The 15,367-nt window shown below is 46.3% G+C and carries 12 protein-coding genes; 9 read left to right on the top strand and 3 right to left on the bottom strand.

All coding sequences use genetic code 11. The features are described 5' to 3' along the window. The first annotated feature begins 2 nt into the window (after positions 1–2). The 8 genes from GTQ55_RS17375 to GTQ55_RS17335 all read left to right on the top strand — a co-directional run bounded on the left by GTQ55_RS17375 (position 3) and on the right by GTQ55_RS17335 (position 8,545). The gene (locus GTQ55_RS17375; protein ID WP_161859868.1) at positions 3–926 is read left to right on the top strand and encodes a sulfotransferase family protein; all 924 of its coding nucleotides are present in this window, start codon (positions 3–5) and stop codon (positions 924–926) included. Continuing rightward, positions 916–1,995: a glycosyltransferase family 2 protein gene (locus GTQ55_RS17370; protein ID WP_161859867.1), complete on the top strand. Its 1,080-nt coding sequence runs from the start codon at positions 916–918 to the stop codon at positions 1,993–1,995. The genes GTQ55_RS17375 and GTQ55_RS17370 overlap by 11 nt, the downstream gene beginning before the upstream one ends. Before the next feature lie 21 nt (positions 1,996–2,016). Then, on the top strand, positions 2,017–2,778 hold the full coding sequence (locus GTQ55_RS17360; RefSeq protein ID WP_237567743.1) for a WecB/TagA/CpsF family glycosyltransferase: 762 nt from the start codon (positions 2,017–2,019) through the stop codon (positions 2,776–2,778). A gap of 37 nt (positions 2,779–2,815) precedes the next feature. Continuing rightward, positions 2,816–3,838: a glycosyltransferase family 2 protein gene (locus tag GTQ55_RS17355; protein WP_161859864.1), complete on the top strand. Its 1,023-nt coding sequence runs from the start codon at positions 2,816–2,818 to the stop codon at positions 3,836–3,838. A gap of 4 nt (positions 3,839–3,842) precedes the next feature. Next, the gene (locus GTQ55_RS17350) at positions 3,843–5,123 is read left to right on the top strand and encodes a glycosyltransferase (protein WP_161859863.1); all 1,281 of its coding nucleotides are present in this window, start codon (positions 3,843–3,845) and stop codon (positions 5,121–5,123) included. An 89-nt stretch (positions 5,124–5,212) separates the two neighbouring features. Beyond that, complete coding sequence (locus GTQ55_RS17345) at positions 5,213–6,514, top strand: hypothetical protein (RefSeq protein ID WP_161859862.1); 1,302 nt, start codon at positions 5,213–5,215, stop codon at positions 6,512–6,514. Beyond that, on the top strand, positions 6,511–7,224 hold the full coding sequence (locus tag GTQ55_RS17340) for a hypothetical protein (RefSeq protein ID WP_161859861.1): 714 nt from the start codon (positions 6,511–6,513) through the stop codon (positions 7,222–7,224). Before GTQ55_RS17345 ends, GTQ55_RS17340 begins: the two co-directional genes overlap by 4 nt. Positions 7,225–7,240: 16 nt before the next feature. Beyond that, the gene (locus GTQ55_RS17335) at positions 7,241–8,545 is read left to right on the top strand and encodes a glycosyltransferase family 4 protein (protein ID WP_161859860.1); all 1,305 of its coding nucleotides are present in this window, start codon (positions 7,241–7,243) and stop codon (positions 8,543–8,545) included. Here GTQ55_RS17335 and GTQ55_RS17330 read toward each other — a convergent pair. Continuing rightward, the gene (locus GTQ55_RS17330) at positions 8,542–9,741 is read right to left on the bottom strand and encodes a glycosyltransferase (RefSeq protein ID WP_161859859.1); all 1,200 of its coding nucleotides are present in this window, start codon (positions 9,739–9,741) and stop codon (positions 8,542–8,544) included. The genes GTQ55_RS17335 and GTQ55_RS17330 overlap by 4 nt on opposite strands. A gap of 40 nt (positions 9,742–9,781) precedes the next feature. Continuing rightward, entirely contained in the window at positions 9,782–10,732 is a 951-nt protein-coding gene (locus GTQ55_RS17325; RefSeq protein WP_161859858.1) for a hypothetical protein, read from the bottom strand. Positions 10,733–11,265: 533 nt separating this feature from the next. On the opposite strand from GTQ55_RS17325, the gene GTQ55_RS17320 reads away from it, so the two are divergent. Next, positions 11,266–13,140, top strand: coding sequence for an immunoglobulin-like domain-containing protein (locus GTQ55_RS17320; protein WP_161859857.1), 1,875 nt, complete (start codon positions 11,266–11,268; stop codon positions 13,138–13,140). 42 nt (positions 13,141–13,182) lie between these two features. Here the strand turns inward: GTQ55_RS17320 and GTQ55_RS17315 are convergent, their stop codons facing one another. After that, positions 13,183–15,159, bottom strand: coding sequence for a PKD domain-containing protein (locus GTQ55_RS17315; protein WP_161859856.1), 1,977 nt, complete (start codon positions 15,157–15,159; stop codon positions 13,183–13,185). Positions 15,160–15,367: the final 208 nt, after the last annotated feature.

Here is a 15,367-nt window from a genome sequence, read left to right as displayed (position 1 = left end):
TAATGCCACAAACAAAAAAGCAAGTTCTTCCTGATTTTCTGATTGTCGGAGCGATGAAGTCTGCGACAACCACGATATATGAGCAGTTAAAATCCCTTGATGGGATATTCATGCCTGCATTGAAAGAGCCCAATTTCTTCAGTGATCCGAAGCAATTTGATCGTGGCATGGACTGGTATCAATCACTATTTCTTGCCGCAAAAGAAAGCGATATTATTGGCGAAGCAAGTACGCATTACACAAAATTGCCCACCTATGGAAATACAGTTGATCGTATTGCCCTTCATCTTCCGGATATAAAAATTATTTACATAATGAGAGATCCAATAGATCGTTTGGTCTCGCAATATATCCACGAATGGACATGTAAAAAAATAAACTGCAGCCTCGATGAAGCCGTTGAAAAACATCCCGAACTCATTCAATACAGTTGCTACTTCTACCAAATCCAGCCGTATATAGAACGATTTGGGATGGAAAACGTACTCCCTGTTTTTTTCGAGAGAATCAAAAGGGATCCCGAAAATGAGCTGGAGAGAATATCCCGATTTATAGGATATAAAGGTGAAGTTCGCTGGACCGAATCGTCGACAAAAACCAACATATCCGCGGAGCGACTTAGGCTTTCACCGTTAATGAGTTTCATTGTTAACTCCAAAGCACTCTCGAAAATTCGAAGAAACCTAATACCAGCTCGTATAAGAGGTCTCGTAAAATCAAAATACCGGATGAGTGAGAGGCCAAAAATCAATGAAAAATCGATGCAGAAAATTTCGGCGAGAATTAATTCCGATTTCAAAAGTCTGGGAGAGCTGTTAGGCGTCAGGATAACATCCGAAAACTACAAATCTGTTGTGCACAATATAGGTCCAGGTTGGGATAAGAAAAAAAAGGCATCCAGGGAGGCGTTGTTTGATGGCGGATGAAAAAGACAGAAAAAGTGGAGCCATTCAAAATACCTGCATCGGTTTTGTTTTAATTGGCAGGAATGAGGGAGAAAGACTACGCAACTGCGTCGACTCAATAGTCGAACAACTGCTGCTGATTAATCGAGACAAAAAACAAGGGCCGGACTTGAGCGGAACATCGGATGTGTTTCCAATTGTCTATGTTGATTCCGGCTCTACCGACGGTAGTGTGACCTATGCGACTTCCGCAGGCTGTACCGTCTTGGAGCTTGACCTCAGGGAACCGTTTACGGCCGCAAGGGCGAGAAATGAAGGGTTAAAGCTGCTCATAAACAAGTTTCCCCAGGTAGAGCTGATACAGTTTATCGATGGTGACTGCTCCCTCCAGCCGGGCTGGCTCGGGAAGGCCACCGCGTTTCTGGCCGTAAACCCGAAAGTTGCAATTGTTTGTGGCCGACGGCGAGAGGTATACCCGCAGAAGTCCATATACAACGCGCTATGCGATATGGAATGGGATACTCCCGTAGGCGAAGCAAAAGCATGCGGCGGAGATTTTCTCGTTAGAAAGGAGGCGATCCTCAGCGTCAAAGGGTTTAATCCGGCCATGATCGCTGGAGAAGAGCCTGAAATGTGCCTGAGGCTTCGGAAACGAAAATGGGCAATCTGGCGTATCCATGAGGAAATGACGCTCCACGACGCCGATATGACAAGTTTTCGGCAGTTTTGGCTTAGAAACGCGAGAGCCGGTTTCGCTTACGCCGAACGTTGGTTAATGCATTCAACAAGAATCAGGCCGTACTGCAAAAGAGAGTTATTGAGTATCTGCTTTTGGGGCGGGTTTCTACCGATCTCCATAGTTTTGTTCATGGCTACAATGCCGGTATTGGGATTCGCATTAGCCTTGGCGTATCCCTTAATGACAATTCGCATATTTTTAAGGCGTATGAAAATGCGTTCTTCAGTAAGAAAATCTCTTATATTCAGCGGGCTTACTCAAATTGGAAAATTTCCCCAGTTCTTTGGTGTATTGAAGTTTACTGCCGGAACCTTATCGGGAAAGTCCACACCAATAATCGAGTACAAGTAGCCCAGGTAGATAATGTCCAGTATGCAAGAACCACTAAATATCGGATTGTGCCGATTAGATAGATTGAAAATGGCTTGTGCGATAAAGCACATCAGAAGTATGTCAGAAAATGGCACTACAGGTTATGTGGTTACCCCAAATGTCGATCATTTGCAGAGGCTTTTATCAAAAAATGGAGCATCGAGCCTCAGGGAAATCTATCAGAATGCAGAGTTGTCATTATGTGACAGCCGAGTGCTTGAGTTGATAATTAAACTTAATGGGAAAAAAATACCGGAAATTATTGCCGGTAGCACCCTAACTGAAAAGCTATTTAATGACGACTTACATGCGAATGACAGGATCTTTCTCGTTGGTGGAACGAATGCGACCGCCAACAAAATTAGGGCCTTATATGGTGATCTAAATATCGAGCACCATAATCCTAGTATGGGTTTTATATATAAAGACGCCGAAGTTAAAAAACTAATCGATTTGGTGTGCCTGAATAATCCAACACACGTGTTTCTTGCAGTCGGTTCGCCACAGCAGGAAATTCTCGCAAGGAAATTATGCCAGGATCGTCGCTTCAAAGGCGTTGCATTGTGTATCGGTGCTTCTCTTTTATTTCTAGTGGGCGAAGAAAAAAGAGCTCCTCAGTGGCTACAAAGCCTCAGGCTCGAATGGCTATATCGAATGCTGCAAAGTCCAGTTAGGCTCGGCAAGCGCTATCTTTCAAACGCGTTGGCAATTCCTGCTATTTATTGGAACATTAAAAACAGTTTAAGCGGTCGCAGGGTGTGAGCGTTCATACCTGAGACCCAGCTAGGAGTCAGAGAACATGGATAGTCGGAAATACGTTGTAATTTCTCCATGCCGGGACGAAGCAGAATATATGAAGCGGACTCTCGAGAGCGTAGTAAACCAGAAGTTGACACCCACATTATGGCTAATTGTCGATGACGGCTCGACTGATGGCTCTAAAGAAATTCTGGCGGATTACGAGAGGCATTACGAATTCATAAAAGTCATGTCTCGGGAAAACCGGGGATTTCGAAGTGTCGGGCCAGGCGTAATTGATGCCTTTTACGCCGGTTTACAAACGGTTGACCTCGATAAGTTTCAATATATCTGCAAGCTCGATCTCGACCTGGAGTTGCCAGATACTTACTTTCTGACATTAATCGAGAAGATGGAAGCGGATCCGCGCCTCGGCAGCTGCAGTGGTAAGCCCTACAACGAAGTAAATGGAAAGTGGGTCAGTGAAAGGCGAGGCGATGAAATGTCGGTAGGCATGACCAAGTTCTATCGCAGAGATTGCTTTATCCAAATCGGTGGGTTTATACGTGAGGTTATGTGGGACGCGATTGATTGCCACAAGTCACGGCAGCTGGGTTGGAAAACAGCGAGCTGGGATCAGTCTGAACTGAATTTTCTGCACCTAAGAGTCATGGGCTCTAGCCAGAATGGTGTTCTGACCGGCAGGGCACGACATGGCTTTGGCCAATACTATATGGGTACCGGTATTGTATATATGCTGATGACATGTATGTATCGCGCTATCGAGTACCCAATTTTAATCGGGGGAGCTGCAATGTTTTACGGGTACGTGAAAGCGATGTTCAAGCGAAACTTGCGCAATCCAGATCATGCTCTTGTGGGTGAAATACGAAAATTTCAAATCAGCTCTTTGCTACGTGGAAAGCGCAGAGCAACGGAATTGGCAGAAAAAAGAAATAGTGCACGCTGGGACCCCACGGACCTGGAGTGTGGAAGGGAAGTTTTGGATAGCAGAATAAGGAATCAATTGGCTGATGATGTGAGCATGTTGAGCCAGCCGCAAGTTAGTCAAGCAGGTCTGTAGCTCGATGCATAGTAGTGAAAAAAACATCGCACTCCGGATAGCATATTTGGCGCCAGAAATACCGGGCGCCTCAAGCACATTTGTATACAATGAGATATTTGAGCTTGAAAAGAATAACGCTCACGTGGAGCCATTCTCTGTTCACTCTGTAGAATCGAATAATAACCGAGAAGCTGTCAAAAAACTCGCAGACAAATGCGAGTATCTTTACCTGGCCTCGATAGTTAACTTGATCGCCGCGCAGTTCAAAGTTATTACCTGGTTTCCTCTTGATTACGTAAAGGCGTTTGCCATCTGTGTGCGGGACGCCATGACATGCTTTAAGAGCCCGAATACTGCGTTAGGAATATTTTACAGGTTCTTTGTCTCTGCATACTTTGTGACAAAACTGCACGACCGAAAAATATCACATATACATTGTCACTTTTCCCATATCGCAACAGATATAGCAATGTATGCCTCGATAATAACTGGAATTCCGTATAGCTTTACCGCTCACGCGAATGATATTTTTCAGCGAGGCTATTTGCTCAAGCAGAAAGGCGCGCGTGCTAGCTTCGTTGCTACGATATCGGAGTTCAACATCCGGTTTCTTAGAGAGAAAGGTATACCTGAAGAAAAACTTGCACTTGTTAGATGTGGCGTAGACCGCAATAAGTTCCCGCCCAGAGTGAAATCTGATTCAGGTAGCGAAGTTAAAACGTTGGGATTTCTGGGAAGGCTGGTTGAAAAGAAGGGCGTAGATGTCCTTCTGAACGCTCTCAATATTCTGAAAAAAAAGGGCGTCAATCTGAAGCTCGAAATTATGGGCGACGGCCCTCTGGAGGAATCGCTACGTATGCGGACAAAGGAACTCCAGCTCGAAGATAGCGTAACATTTGGTGGCGGCCTGCCACACTCCGAAGTCTCGCATTGGTATGAAAAAATTGACTATTTCGTTTTTCCCGGGAAGATAGATAGGTTCGGGGATATGGATGGAATACCGGTAGTTCTGATGGAAGCCATGATGAGGGGGGTTCCGGTTATAGCAACCTCGATTTCTGGAATACCTGAATTAGTGAAGAAGAATCTTACAGGCAGATTGGCAGGGCCTAATGCCCAATCGCTTGCAGTCGAAATCGAGGAAGCAATAGCAGAATCAGCGTTTGAGCGTCAAGAAAGAATAGCACAAGCGATTGACCTCGTTCAGTCTGAATTCGACGTGGCAGAGAATGCAAAAATGTTATTAAGAAAGATAGCCAGCGTTAGAGAGACGGCTAGATGCCAAATATCATTGCACACTTAGCCATTCTCAGTTGGCCTCTATTTTCGATCTTGCTCTACCGGAGCTTCAGTACGCTAAGCGCTACCTTCTGGACGATATTTGGAGCATTCATGTTTCTTCCAGAAAAAGTAGGCTATACGTTGCCCTTAATACCAAATATAAATAAAGAAAATATTGGCATATATAGTGCGCTAGTCGGCTGTTTTGTTGTTAAAAAGGTTAAATTTCGGTTTCTAGCCAATGCGCCAGGTGCCAGAACACTAGTGATAGTTGGGTTACTGACGTCAACTTTCACTGTTTTTACAAACCTTGACCCTGTCTTTACCGGCGTGCGCGTCAAGCCAGCTCTAAACCCCCAGGATGTCATCTCGATGACGTTACAAATGGCCATGTTTATGGTGCCCTTTGTTCTTGGTGCATTGCTGGTAAAAAATGCTTCCGACGGAACACAGGTTTTGAAATTGGTGGCGATCGCGGGAATTATTTACTCACCTCTTATGATTTTGGAGGTGTTACTTAGCCCGCAGTTACACACATGGATCTATGGTTTCTTTCCTCACTCATTCGGCCAACAGGAGCGCTTCGGTGGGTATCGTCCTGTTGTATTTATGGGGCACGGATTAGTTGTTGCAATATTTGCCATGGCCACTCTTATATCGGTTGCGACGTTATGGAAGGCAAAGCAAAAGATATTACTTTTACCGAACTTCATCTACCTGATTTACAGTCTGTTCCTGGTGATTATTTGTAAATCGGTAGGCGCCTGGATACTTGGTTTTCTTGGGCTTGTCATAATCATATTTCTACCGGCGAGAATGATCGGGCTGGCTGCGTTTGGAATCGCGGGATGTGTATTCCTTTATCCAATTCTTTCGATATTTGAGCTGATACCAAAGGACTCGCTTCTTGAACTGGCGCTCAAATTTGGGCCCGATAAAGCCGGCTCATTGGCGTTTAGGTTCGGAAACGAAGAAATTATGCTAGAGCACGGTAAGGATAAAATACTGTTCGGTTGGGGCGGCTGGGATAGAAATCGAATTGACGGAGTGGTAACTGACGGATATTGGATCATCCGATTCACCCAGTTTGGCTTGCTGGGATACCTTGTGGCGTTTGGGCTGCCTATGTTGGCCGTAAAGAATGGACTACGATCGATGGGCCGATCGATTAGCTCATCGGAAAAAAACATTATGGCGGGATTTTGCCTGCTAATAAGCATGATCCTTGTCGACCAGATACCAAATGCCTCGGTAAGCGGCTGGATAATGTTTATATATGGTGCAGCAACGGGATTTTTTGCTAACAGAAGCCTTTCCAAAAATAGCAGCAAAGCGATGATCTCGGAGCGCCATGCGCGGATGGAATTGAGGTCAGATAGTGAAACACTCAAGGATAAGACTACCGGAATATGAGTATAAGAAAATTTGTAAATCTGGCAGGACAGTACATTGTCCCATTTAAAAATCCACGAGTGGTATGTCCGCCAGGCCCGGTTCCACGATGCGAGGGGAAGACCATCATCATCGCTTCAATGATGCGTTCGGGTACACACCTCGCTATTGATATGTTGCTTAATAATTTCCCAGCCTTGGTCTCCAAGCCTTTGTATCTCGATGCTGACCAATACTTTAGGGGCGAGGAAAACCGTATAAAATACATGAATGACGAGATCACTATAGGTCAGTGTATTGTAAAGACCCATTATCCTCAGTCTATCCCGGATAACAAATTGGAAGTCATTAAAAAGCTTGCTGTAGATTCGCATGTAATCCTGCTTCACAGGCCTGCCAAAGAAACCTTCAAATCACTTAATGCGTGGGGCATGGCGGAAGACTTTGTTGAATACCAAAGCGAAGTGAAAAAATTTTACGAGTTCTGGAATGTCGTGGCGCCCGATAGCCTTAGCGTGCAGTTTGATGAACTAGTTGATGAGGAAAGTTTCAGGAACCTCATTGCCCGGGTTGAAAGTAAAATTGGCGTCTCGCCAAAGGAGAAAATTTCTCTCCCAGTCAACCCAAAAAAGGTCTGGATAATGGCGGCGTCAAAGCTGGCTACCCGGCTTATGGGACAATATTCTCCAGTAATAAATACCGGTATCAGAAGCGGAATGACGGGCACATGATTCAATGACTGTGAAAATGAAAAAAATACTACTGGTGATAGAAAGCTGTAATCCTGAACTTAGTTCTGTCCCCCTCGTCGGATATAATTTTTTCAGAGCCATAAGTGAAGTGGCGGATGTTCATCTTGCGACCCATTGTCGCAATAGAGATGCCTTGACTCGTAAGGGTATAATTGAAAATGTAACCTATTACGAAGAGAGCGCTGGTGAGAAATTATACTATCGTGTGATCTCATTTCTCTCCTCGTTTAGGGGGCGGATTATATGGCCCTTACGTCATGCTCTGCAGTTCCCGATATTCTTCTTTTTTGATCGGTATATTTATAACAAGTTTTCTCGACCGGTTTCCCAGGGTGTGTTTGATGTAGTCCATACAATGACGCCGATATTGCCAAGATATCCGTATAAAATTTCAAAAGCATGCAAGTCCGGACCGCGAAAAACGCCGTTTGTACTTGGCCCGGTTAATGGCGGTGTGCCTTACCCGGGAGCTTTCAAGTCTATATCGAATCGAGAATTCGGATATTTGAATTGGCTCCGAAAAATTGGTGCATGGGTGGTTCCTGGTTACAGATATACCTATAAATCTGCGGACAAGATTTTGGCCGGCTCTACCTTCACCGCGAATTGGATTAGAACGACATTTCCGGAAAGTGCCGAAAATGTACATTTGCTCTATGAAAACGGCGTGCCCGAGAGTTTCTATAACATCAGCTCGAAAACGGAGAATTGCTTTCCTGGCCGTGATAGCGATAAGTTCCGCCTATTGTTTATAGGCAGGCTAGAACCGTACAAGGGCTGTGACATGTTATTGGAGGCGTATAGCAAGGTTCCTGAGTCCATTAGAAGTAATCTTGAGTTAACAATTGTTGGGGACGGGTCCGAGCGTGGCAGGCTGGAAGATATGGCAAGCCGTCTCGGTATAAGCGGGCAGGTTCACTTCTGTGGTTGGATAGATCATTCTGAAGTTCAAGAAGAGTGCGCAGCGGCTCACCTTTTTTGTTTTCCCTCGGTAAGGGAATTTGGTGGTGCTGTCGTGATGGAAGCAATGGCGGCTGGGCTGCCTTGTATCGTCGTAGATAATGGCGGGATTGGTGAATATGTAACCAGCGATTCCGGCGTGAAGCTCGCACCCGTAGGAAGAGGAAATGTAGTCGATCGAATGGCTCAAGAAATAGTTGAGCTCAGTCGTGATCGGGCTAGATACGAGCAGATGGTGACTGCAACTAAGGATAGAGCCAAACAGTTTTCCTGGAGTCACAAGGGCAAGACGCTGGCCAAAATATATGACCAGCTTACGGTGTCTGCCGTTACTAATTAAATAGTATGAACGGACTGAATGTGTTCGAAAAGTTTGTAGGCTGAACGGCGGTGACAAAATTTTGTTTCTGCCGTCTTTCGTGCATTCATGGAAATCTCTTGTAATCTGTCCCGATCGGATAGCAGGTACATCAGTGCTTCCGTAATATGATTCACATCTTTTTGTTTTACCAGCGTGCCGTCATGGCGGTCGGTAATCATATCGGTGGTCCCGCCGATAATAGAGCAGATTGGTGTAACGCCGCACGCCATAGCCTCCATGATAGCTACCGGCGCTGCCTCGCCATACCCAAAGCTGGTCAACATGAAAATGTCGGTCTGCTGAAGAATTTCGTAAACTTCCCCTTCTTTTTTAAATCCAAAAAATTCGACCTTGTCCGCAATGCCGAGATCCTTGGCCTCTCTTTCAAGCGCTTCACGCATGTCTCCGTCGCCTACAATGTTATACCGAAATCGTATTGAATTCGGCAATTTGGCGAGCGCTTGTAAAGCGAAGCTATGCCCCTTTACGTGAGCGAGCCTACTCACGGAGGTAATGACGAAGTTAGGCGAACTTTGATTTTTATGGGTGCGTGGTCGGAACTTTTCTATATCTACACCCATGGGTATCACTGGTATACGCGAAGATGGAATGTCGGGCAGGACTGAAGAGACTTCTCGGCTCAGAGGGTTTGTGACAGTAACGATAAATGAAGCCTTACGGAATTTTGCCGCATGATTATCTCCATACTGGTTCAGGTTTCCATGAACGCATATGCTATAAGTGAATTCATTTGAAAGGCCTGCAAGTGACACGATATGAGCTGCGTCGGCCGAGGAATGGACATGCATATGATTTATATGGTGCTTTCTGCAATACATAATAAGATTTGCAGAAAATGGAATAAATAGGGTGGTGCGGAGTTTTGTACGAAGCCCCCCATGGAGCTTGAAGCAGTACGAGAGACTGCGTAGCAACCAGGAGATATTGCAAACAAAAAACAGCAGAATCCTTAATACAGGCAAGGTGGTCAGATAGAAAGTGTCGCCGACCTGATTATGAAATTCATGAAAATTTTCCGATCCGGGCTTGCGAGTGGAAATGATTTTCACATCCGCGCCACAAGACCTGAGTGCCTCGATTTCGCGCCAAAAAAAAATGTGGGTTTGACCGGGAAATTCCGGTATCAGGATACCGATACGTGTACTTCCTTGCATCAAATGTTCCTTTGCTGTCCTTAGTTACATTGGATATGAATCATGGCTGTGAAATTGCTTCACCTGACGGAAGACTTCTAGATCTATCAAACAATGGCATTTTGGCTCGAACTTTCTTTCTTAATGCGCTACCGGCAGGGTCCGCTTTAAGTGCATGTATGACGAAAGGGAGCTCGTCAACCGGCATGTCAAGAACACGTTTGCCCAATATATTTACAAGTTTCCAGCGAGGGTCAAATTCATTCGTTTGGTAAAGGGGGAGACCTGCAGACCGGCACAAAGTTGTTACTACAACGTCTTCTTCACTAGTAATTAGGCCATGCCTATTTCGATCAAACCTGTCGAGAATTCCAAGCCGCATGAGTTCTTTTGGAAAAGCTCCACCCATTATGTAGCAGCTTCCCTCTACGTATTTAAATCGGAAGCCCTTTGTAAGCGCCTTGAAACCCTCACGCCACCACCAGACGGGTGATTTCCGTGACATAGAAAACTTACTACCAATCTGGTCATTATTGGCAACCCGTTTAAACCCGAAGGGCAGCAGATCCAGGAGATAACCAAGACGGTCTTTGGGGCGCATATTTTTTAATACACCATACAGGCCTTTAGGATCGGTACAGAGCTGCAATAGTTCTAGGTCGAGCCCTTCTTTAATAACGAGGGCATCTGTATCGATACGTAAAATGACATCGTAGTCTCGCGGCTGCTGTGCAATAAGCTTCAGCAGTCTCAAAGTGCGTTCGACAGCTCCGCGGAAGCCAAGGTTATGGTCGTAGCGGACACCATATGCGGATATTCCCTTACTTTCGGCCCATTTTACTACGCTCCTATCGAGCCTGGAGCTTGAAGCATCATCGGTAAAATACAGATCAAACTTGGTGTTTTTAAAGGAACTGACAAGTGACTCGAGTAACTCAAAGCCAATGGACTTGTCTCCCTCATAAGCAAAGGTCATAACAGCAATTCTTGCCATCCCTGACTGTACTCCCATAGAAATTCCTTATTCTGCGAGGCCCCATAGAGGCAATAGATCTGATAATGTGAAATAGTACCACATGTGAACCTTTCAAACTGTGCCATCAGCCATGCAGCTATGCGTGCAGGGGCGCAATACGAACGCAAAATATTCGGAGTTGTTAGGGAGGGCTGACGGACGGCGTGAAAATCAACATGGAAGCGTATAGCCAACATCTTCCATCCATTCGTTTGATTTCAAAAGACGATAAATTCGGTGATGTAACGCTATAGAAAGCTTATTTACGCATAACTAAATGCCCGACTATGATCCAAAAGAGGACTGCACATGTAGAATTTGCATACTATTGGTGCGGAAGTGAAAGAGAGCGCTTAGTAGTTTGTTCTCAGCAAACAAATGATGTCGTGTCCAGAGCGGCTAACAAATCACACTTTTTCAATTACAGAATGTAGATATCAATCCCACTGTGGAAATACAAAAAGTGTCTTCCATACTTTTTGGGCCTTTTCGTACAAATCACAGTGAGGTATCTAGTGGGAAAGTTCATAATGTACGCAATAATTTTGCTAATTTGTACAGCTTGTGGGGGGGGGAATGCACCGACTCCGCCACCCCAGGGAGGACCGGAAAAATCTCCGCCGGAAATTACATTGCTCGGCGATAGCAATGTGGAGTTACGGTACGGGGAGGAATACCAAGATGCAGGAGCGACGGCGTCCGATACGGAAGACGGCAATATTACTGATCAAATAGTCACGGCCGGTCTGCCAATTCCGTCCACGACCCCCGGTGACTATATTGTTCAGTATCAGGTGTCGGATAGCGATGGTGCGGAAACCAGTGCGAAGCGCACAGTAATCGTTCGAGAAAATTACCCGCCTGTACTCTCTCTAAATGGTGGAGCGTCTCTTGAAGTTATTCAATCTTCCGTATTTAAAGATCCGGGTGCCACTGCGAGCGATCCAGAAGATGGTGATCTCTCTGCCCGGGTTGAAGTGTCAGGAAACGTTGACGTCGAGAAACTTGGCGAATATCAACTTCAGTATCGCGTAGACGACAGTGCAGGAGAGCAGGCAGTCGAAACGAGGGTAGTGACCGTTGTTGCGAAGCCTTCGCCGTATGCGCACATACCAATTACAAATGACAAGGAAGGATTTACCACTCTCTTGCCCTCATCAAATTCCCGGCTAATTTACGTAAGTATGACACGGGGTGACGATTCGTATGATGGGCTGTCACCGGAGAGCCCTGTAAAAACTATTTCCAGAGGTAAGAAGCTCCTCCGGGACGGAAGCCCTGACTGGATGCTATTGAAAGTAGGGGACAGCTGGCCTGAGGGCCTTGGAAGATGGACGAAAAGCGGTCGGTCGGATCGTGAGCCGATGGTCGTTACGGCGTACGGCGAAGGAAACCAGCGCCCGCGGCTGGAGTCTGGGACGAGGGACGGACTCAGAGTTTCAGGTGGAGGTGGAACCCCAAAAACTATTAACAATCTCGTTATTTCTGGGCTGCATTTTTATGCGAACGGAAGGGACCCAGAGTCCAGTAACTTTTCCGAGGTTACCAATAGCCGAGGGATTAACTGGTTTAGGGGAACAAGCTTTCTTTTGATAGAAGATAATTATTTTAAGGGCTACAAGGAAGGTATTCAGATTGATGACCTGGATGATCTAAATATCAGTGGCGTGGTGATACGTAAAAACGTGATTGTTGATTCATTTGCTACTGATGCTCACTCTCAGGGTATGTATGTCGCGAAAACTGAGGGAGTGCTGATTGAAGAAAACATATTTGATCACAACGGATGGCATGGAAGCTTTCCTGGCGCGCAGCCAACAAAGTTCAATCATTCGATATACATACAGGGAAACAACCTAAACGTAGAAATTAGGGAAAATATCATTTCCAGAAGTTCGAGTCACGGAATGCAATTGAGGCCCGGCGGGATTATTTCTGAAAATTTCTTGATTAGAAATCCAATATCAATTTTCCTCGGGCGTTCCGATGTCGATCAATTTGACGGGAGTGTTACCGGAAACATTGTCCTAAATGGTAATGATATCGGACCAGGTGATATGCGTCGCGGGTGGGGTATTGATTTTGGCCGAGATATTAACGCAACTATCGAAAATAACATTGTGGCACATGTATACAGCGATTCAGGAAGCCGCTTTGCCATTAAAGAATGGGCGAGCGCGACCTATAAAAATAATGTTGTCTATAAATGGGGAGAGGGAACCAGCGATCCAAAAAGCTATCCGGATCCGGAGCGCACTATCGAGGAATATGATGCCCTAATGGGGGGCGAGGGGACATTTGACTCGTTTATCGATAACGTCCGGGCTCAATCTAGATTGGATTGGAACCCGGACTACTCGATAGAGAAAATTAAGCAGTTTTTCAGGAATGGCTTTGGCTCTTAATCCAGGTTAGCCAATGAGCCGTTGGCTCATTGGCTAATTGGATTACTGGGCAGGTGCGAAGCCGTCCTTGAAGTAGGCCCTTATATTCTCTACATCGTAAGCATCATTTGTCGCTCGCATAGACTTGGATCGAATATTCGCTATAAAGGACTCCATAGTTCCGTCGCCACCCGCTTGCGCGTCGAATGAAAGAATGGTCCTGGTTGGGTCGGCAAAGGCACTGGCGGGCTGGCTCTGATCCCCCCAGTTGTAAATAGCGTTATTCGATTGAGTGGATAGACTGCTTTCTCTGATCGCCATTGGATTCGACGCTTCAGACGCTTCGTGTGCAACGATGTTGTTTTCAACCGTGGCGGAAACAATTCCGCTTGTCAGGTCGATTCCCCAGCCAAGCAGGTCTTCGCTAGAAATATCACGACCCTGGAGGACCACATTGTTTCTAATTATTCCCGGATCGCCTTGTCCAGAATTGCCGCCCAGCATCAAGCCAATGGCATTCCTTATCGCAACATTGCCCTCCATAAGGCCGCCCGACCGCAGCTGGACGCCATGACTGGAGCTGCGAGCCATTATGTTATCTACGATCTCGATATCCCTGTTGTCGGATTGGACATAAATACTATGGTTGAATTTAGTCCTATCAGCTCCAGCGACCGTCTCATTCCAGCCTATATGATCAAACACATTACGTTCGATTCGCACGGTATCGGTCTCTGAGAGATATATACCTTGTGCGTGGGATCCACCGGCTAAATGGTACGAATCGAGTATGACATTGTTTTTGATAAGCACGTTACGTATATCAAAGCCGTCAACCTCTTGAAGAGTAATGGCATCTTTATAAAAATCGAACCTATTGTCTTCAATCAGAAGACCTCGGGTTCCACGCAGCCAAACTATGCCCCTGTTGGAAGATATCTCAGGGTCGAATTCAGGAGCATTGGGATCCCGGGATGCCGCATAAAAATGAATACCATAAATTGCGAGGTAGTCGACGTATTCCGGGCTACCGCCCCCACCTTGAAACCTGAGGGCGTCCCGATCTAGGGTTTTCAGCACCGGCCTATCTGTACCCTGCCCGTAACTGGTGATTACCATCGGAGCAGACTCGCTTTGGCCCGATTTGCTCCAGCCACCAAGGCCCGTTTCCCATACATCACCAGCTTTAAGCGCCAGCCAGTCGGGAAAGCCGTCTCTCAACAGGCTTTTTCCTCTCTCTATACTCTTTACGGGACTGTTTGAGGACATGCCGTCATTGGCATCATCGCCCAGGGACTCGCTCACATAGACGATTTTAGTATCGGGTGCGGGGGTGATCGCGGTGTAGTGTTCAGGTGGATCAATGATCGGGAGGTAATCATGTACCAACACGGATGTGGTATCTATCGACGACTCGCCGCTTTCATTGCGTACTTCGAGCTGAATTTCATAGTTGCCCACGGAAGGCTCTAGGAGCACGGGGGACACAGAGCCGGGATTTTGAAGTGTTGCAGTCGAGGTGGGAGGGGTAGAAATGATTGTCCAGCTAAAACTTAATGTGTCGCCACTTGGGGCTACGCTTCCACTACCGTCAAGCGCGATATTTTGTCCTTCAGGGGTCGAATATCCGCTTCCTGCATTGGCCGATAGGCCTGCTTCACCGGTAACCGTCACAATAACGGTATCCACCGCACTGGCAGTGCCATCTGAAACGGAAAGTTCGATTTCATAGGTGCCAGCAACGTCCGCAGAAAACGCAGTTTCCACCTGAGTGCTAGCCGAAAAATATGGGTTTGAATCACTGGGTGCGGCCGCAATTTCCCAGCTGTAGCTGAGGCTGTCCCCATCAGCATCGGAGCTGGCTGCCCCGCTTAAAGTGACCTCTTGCCCCAATGTGGTGCTGGAGTCACTGCCCGCGTTCGCGACGGGTGCACTATTTTCGCCGCCTGGGGGTTGGCTGCTACTCCCGCCACTTCCGCTGCTACCGCCGCATCCCGTGAATACTAGACTGACTAAAATAAGAGAGAGAACCCGTTTCATGGTAAAACCGTGAATAATTAAAAGAAAAGGTTAAGCGTGACCGCCGCAAACGGCACCATTCTAGTTGCGGCCGTAATATTGGCAATTAAATTGCAAAAATTAGGTTTTGGCAGAAAATTCATCCTTCCCGCGTTGGTCGTCAGGGGAAGCTAGAAGGCTGGGCAATACTAAACCAAAAATTTTTCATAAAAAACCGACGGGCGCACGC

Origin of the sequence: Microbulbifer hydrolyticus, assembly GCF_009931115.1 — a bacterium.
Taxonomy (GTDB): Bacteria; Pseudomonadota; Gammaproteobacteria; order Pseudomonadales; family Cellvibrionaceae; genus Microbulbifer; species Microbulbifer hydrolyticus.
The sequence above is the reverse complement of the archived record's forward strand: the minus strand, read 5'-3'. Positions and strand labels throughout refer to the sequence as shown.

Bases quoted from the DNA above. Each gene is read 5' to 3' on its own strand.
- GTQ55_RS17350 (WP_161859863.1), top strand. From the start codon at position 3,843: ATGCATAGTAGTGAAAAAAACATCGCACTCCGGATAGCATATTTGGCG.
- GTQ55_RS17345 (WP_161859862.1), top strand. From the start codon at position 5,213: ATGTTTCTTCCAGAAAAAGTAGGCTATACGTTGCCCTTAATACCAAAT.
- GTQ55_RS17330 (WP_161859859.1), bottom strand. From the start codon at position 9,741: ATGCAAGGAAGTACACGTATCGGTATCCTGATACCGGAATTTCCCGGT.
- GTQ55_RS17340 (WP_161859861.1), top strand. From the start codon at position 6,511: ATGAGTATAAGAAAATTTGTAAATCTGGCAGGACAGTACATTGTCCCA.
- GTQ55_RS17325 (WP_161859858.1), bottom strand. From the start codon at position 10,732: ATGGGAGTACAGTCAGGGATGGCAAGAATTGCTGTTATGACCTTTGCT.
- GTQ55_RS17375 (WP_161859868.1), top strand. From the start codon at position 3: ATGCCACAAACAAAAAAGCAAGTTCTTCCTGATTTTCTGATTGTCGGA.
- GTQ55_RS17315 (WP_161859856.1), bottom strand. From the start codon at position 15,159: ATGAAACGGGTTCTCTCTCTTATTTTAGTCAGTCTAGTATTCACGGGA.
- GTQ55_RS17370 (WP_161859867.1), top strand. From the start codon at position 916: ATGGCGGATGAAAAAGACAGAAAAAGTGGAGCCATTCAAAATACCTGC.
- GTQ55_RS17335 (WP_161859860.1), top strand. From the start codon at position 7,241: ATGAAAAAAATACTACTGGTGATAGAAAGCTGTAATCCTGAACTTAGT.
- GTQ55_RS17320 (WP_161859857.1), top strand. From the start codon at position 11,266: ATGTACGCAATAATTTTGCTAATTTGTACAGCTTGTGGGGGGGGGAAT.
- GTQ55_RS17360 (WP_237567743.1), top strand. From the start codon at position 2,017: ATGCAAGAACCACTAAATATCGGATTGTGCCGATTAGATAGATTGAAA.
- GTQ55_RS17355 (WP_161859864.1), top strand. From the start codon at position 2,816: ATGGATAGTCGGAAATACGTTGTAATTTCTCCATGCCGGGACGAAGCA.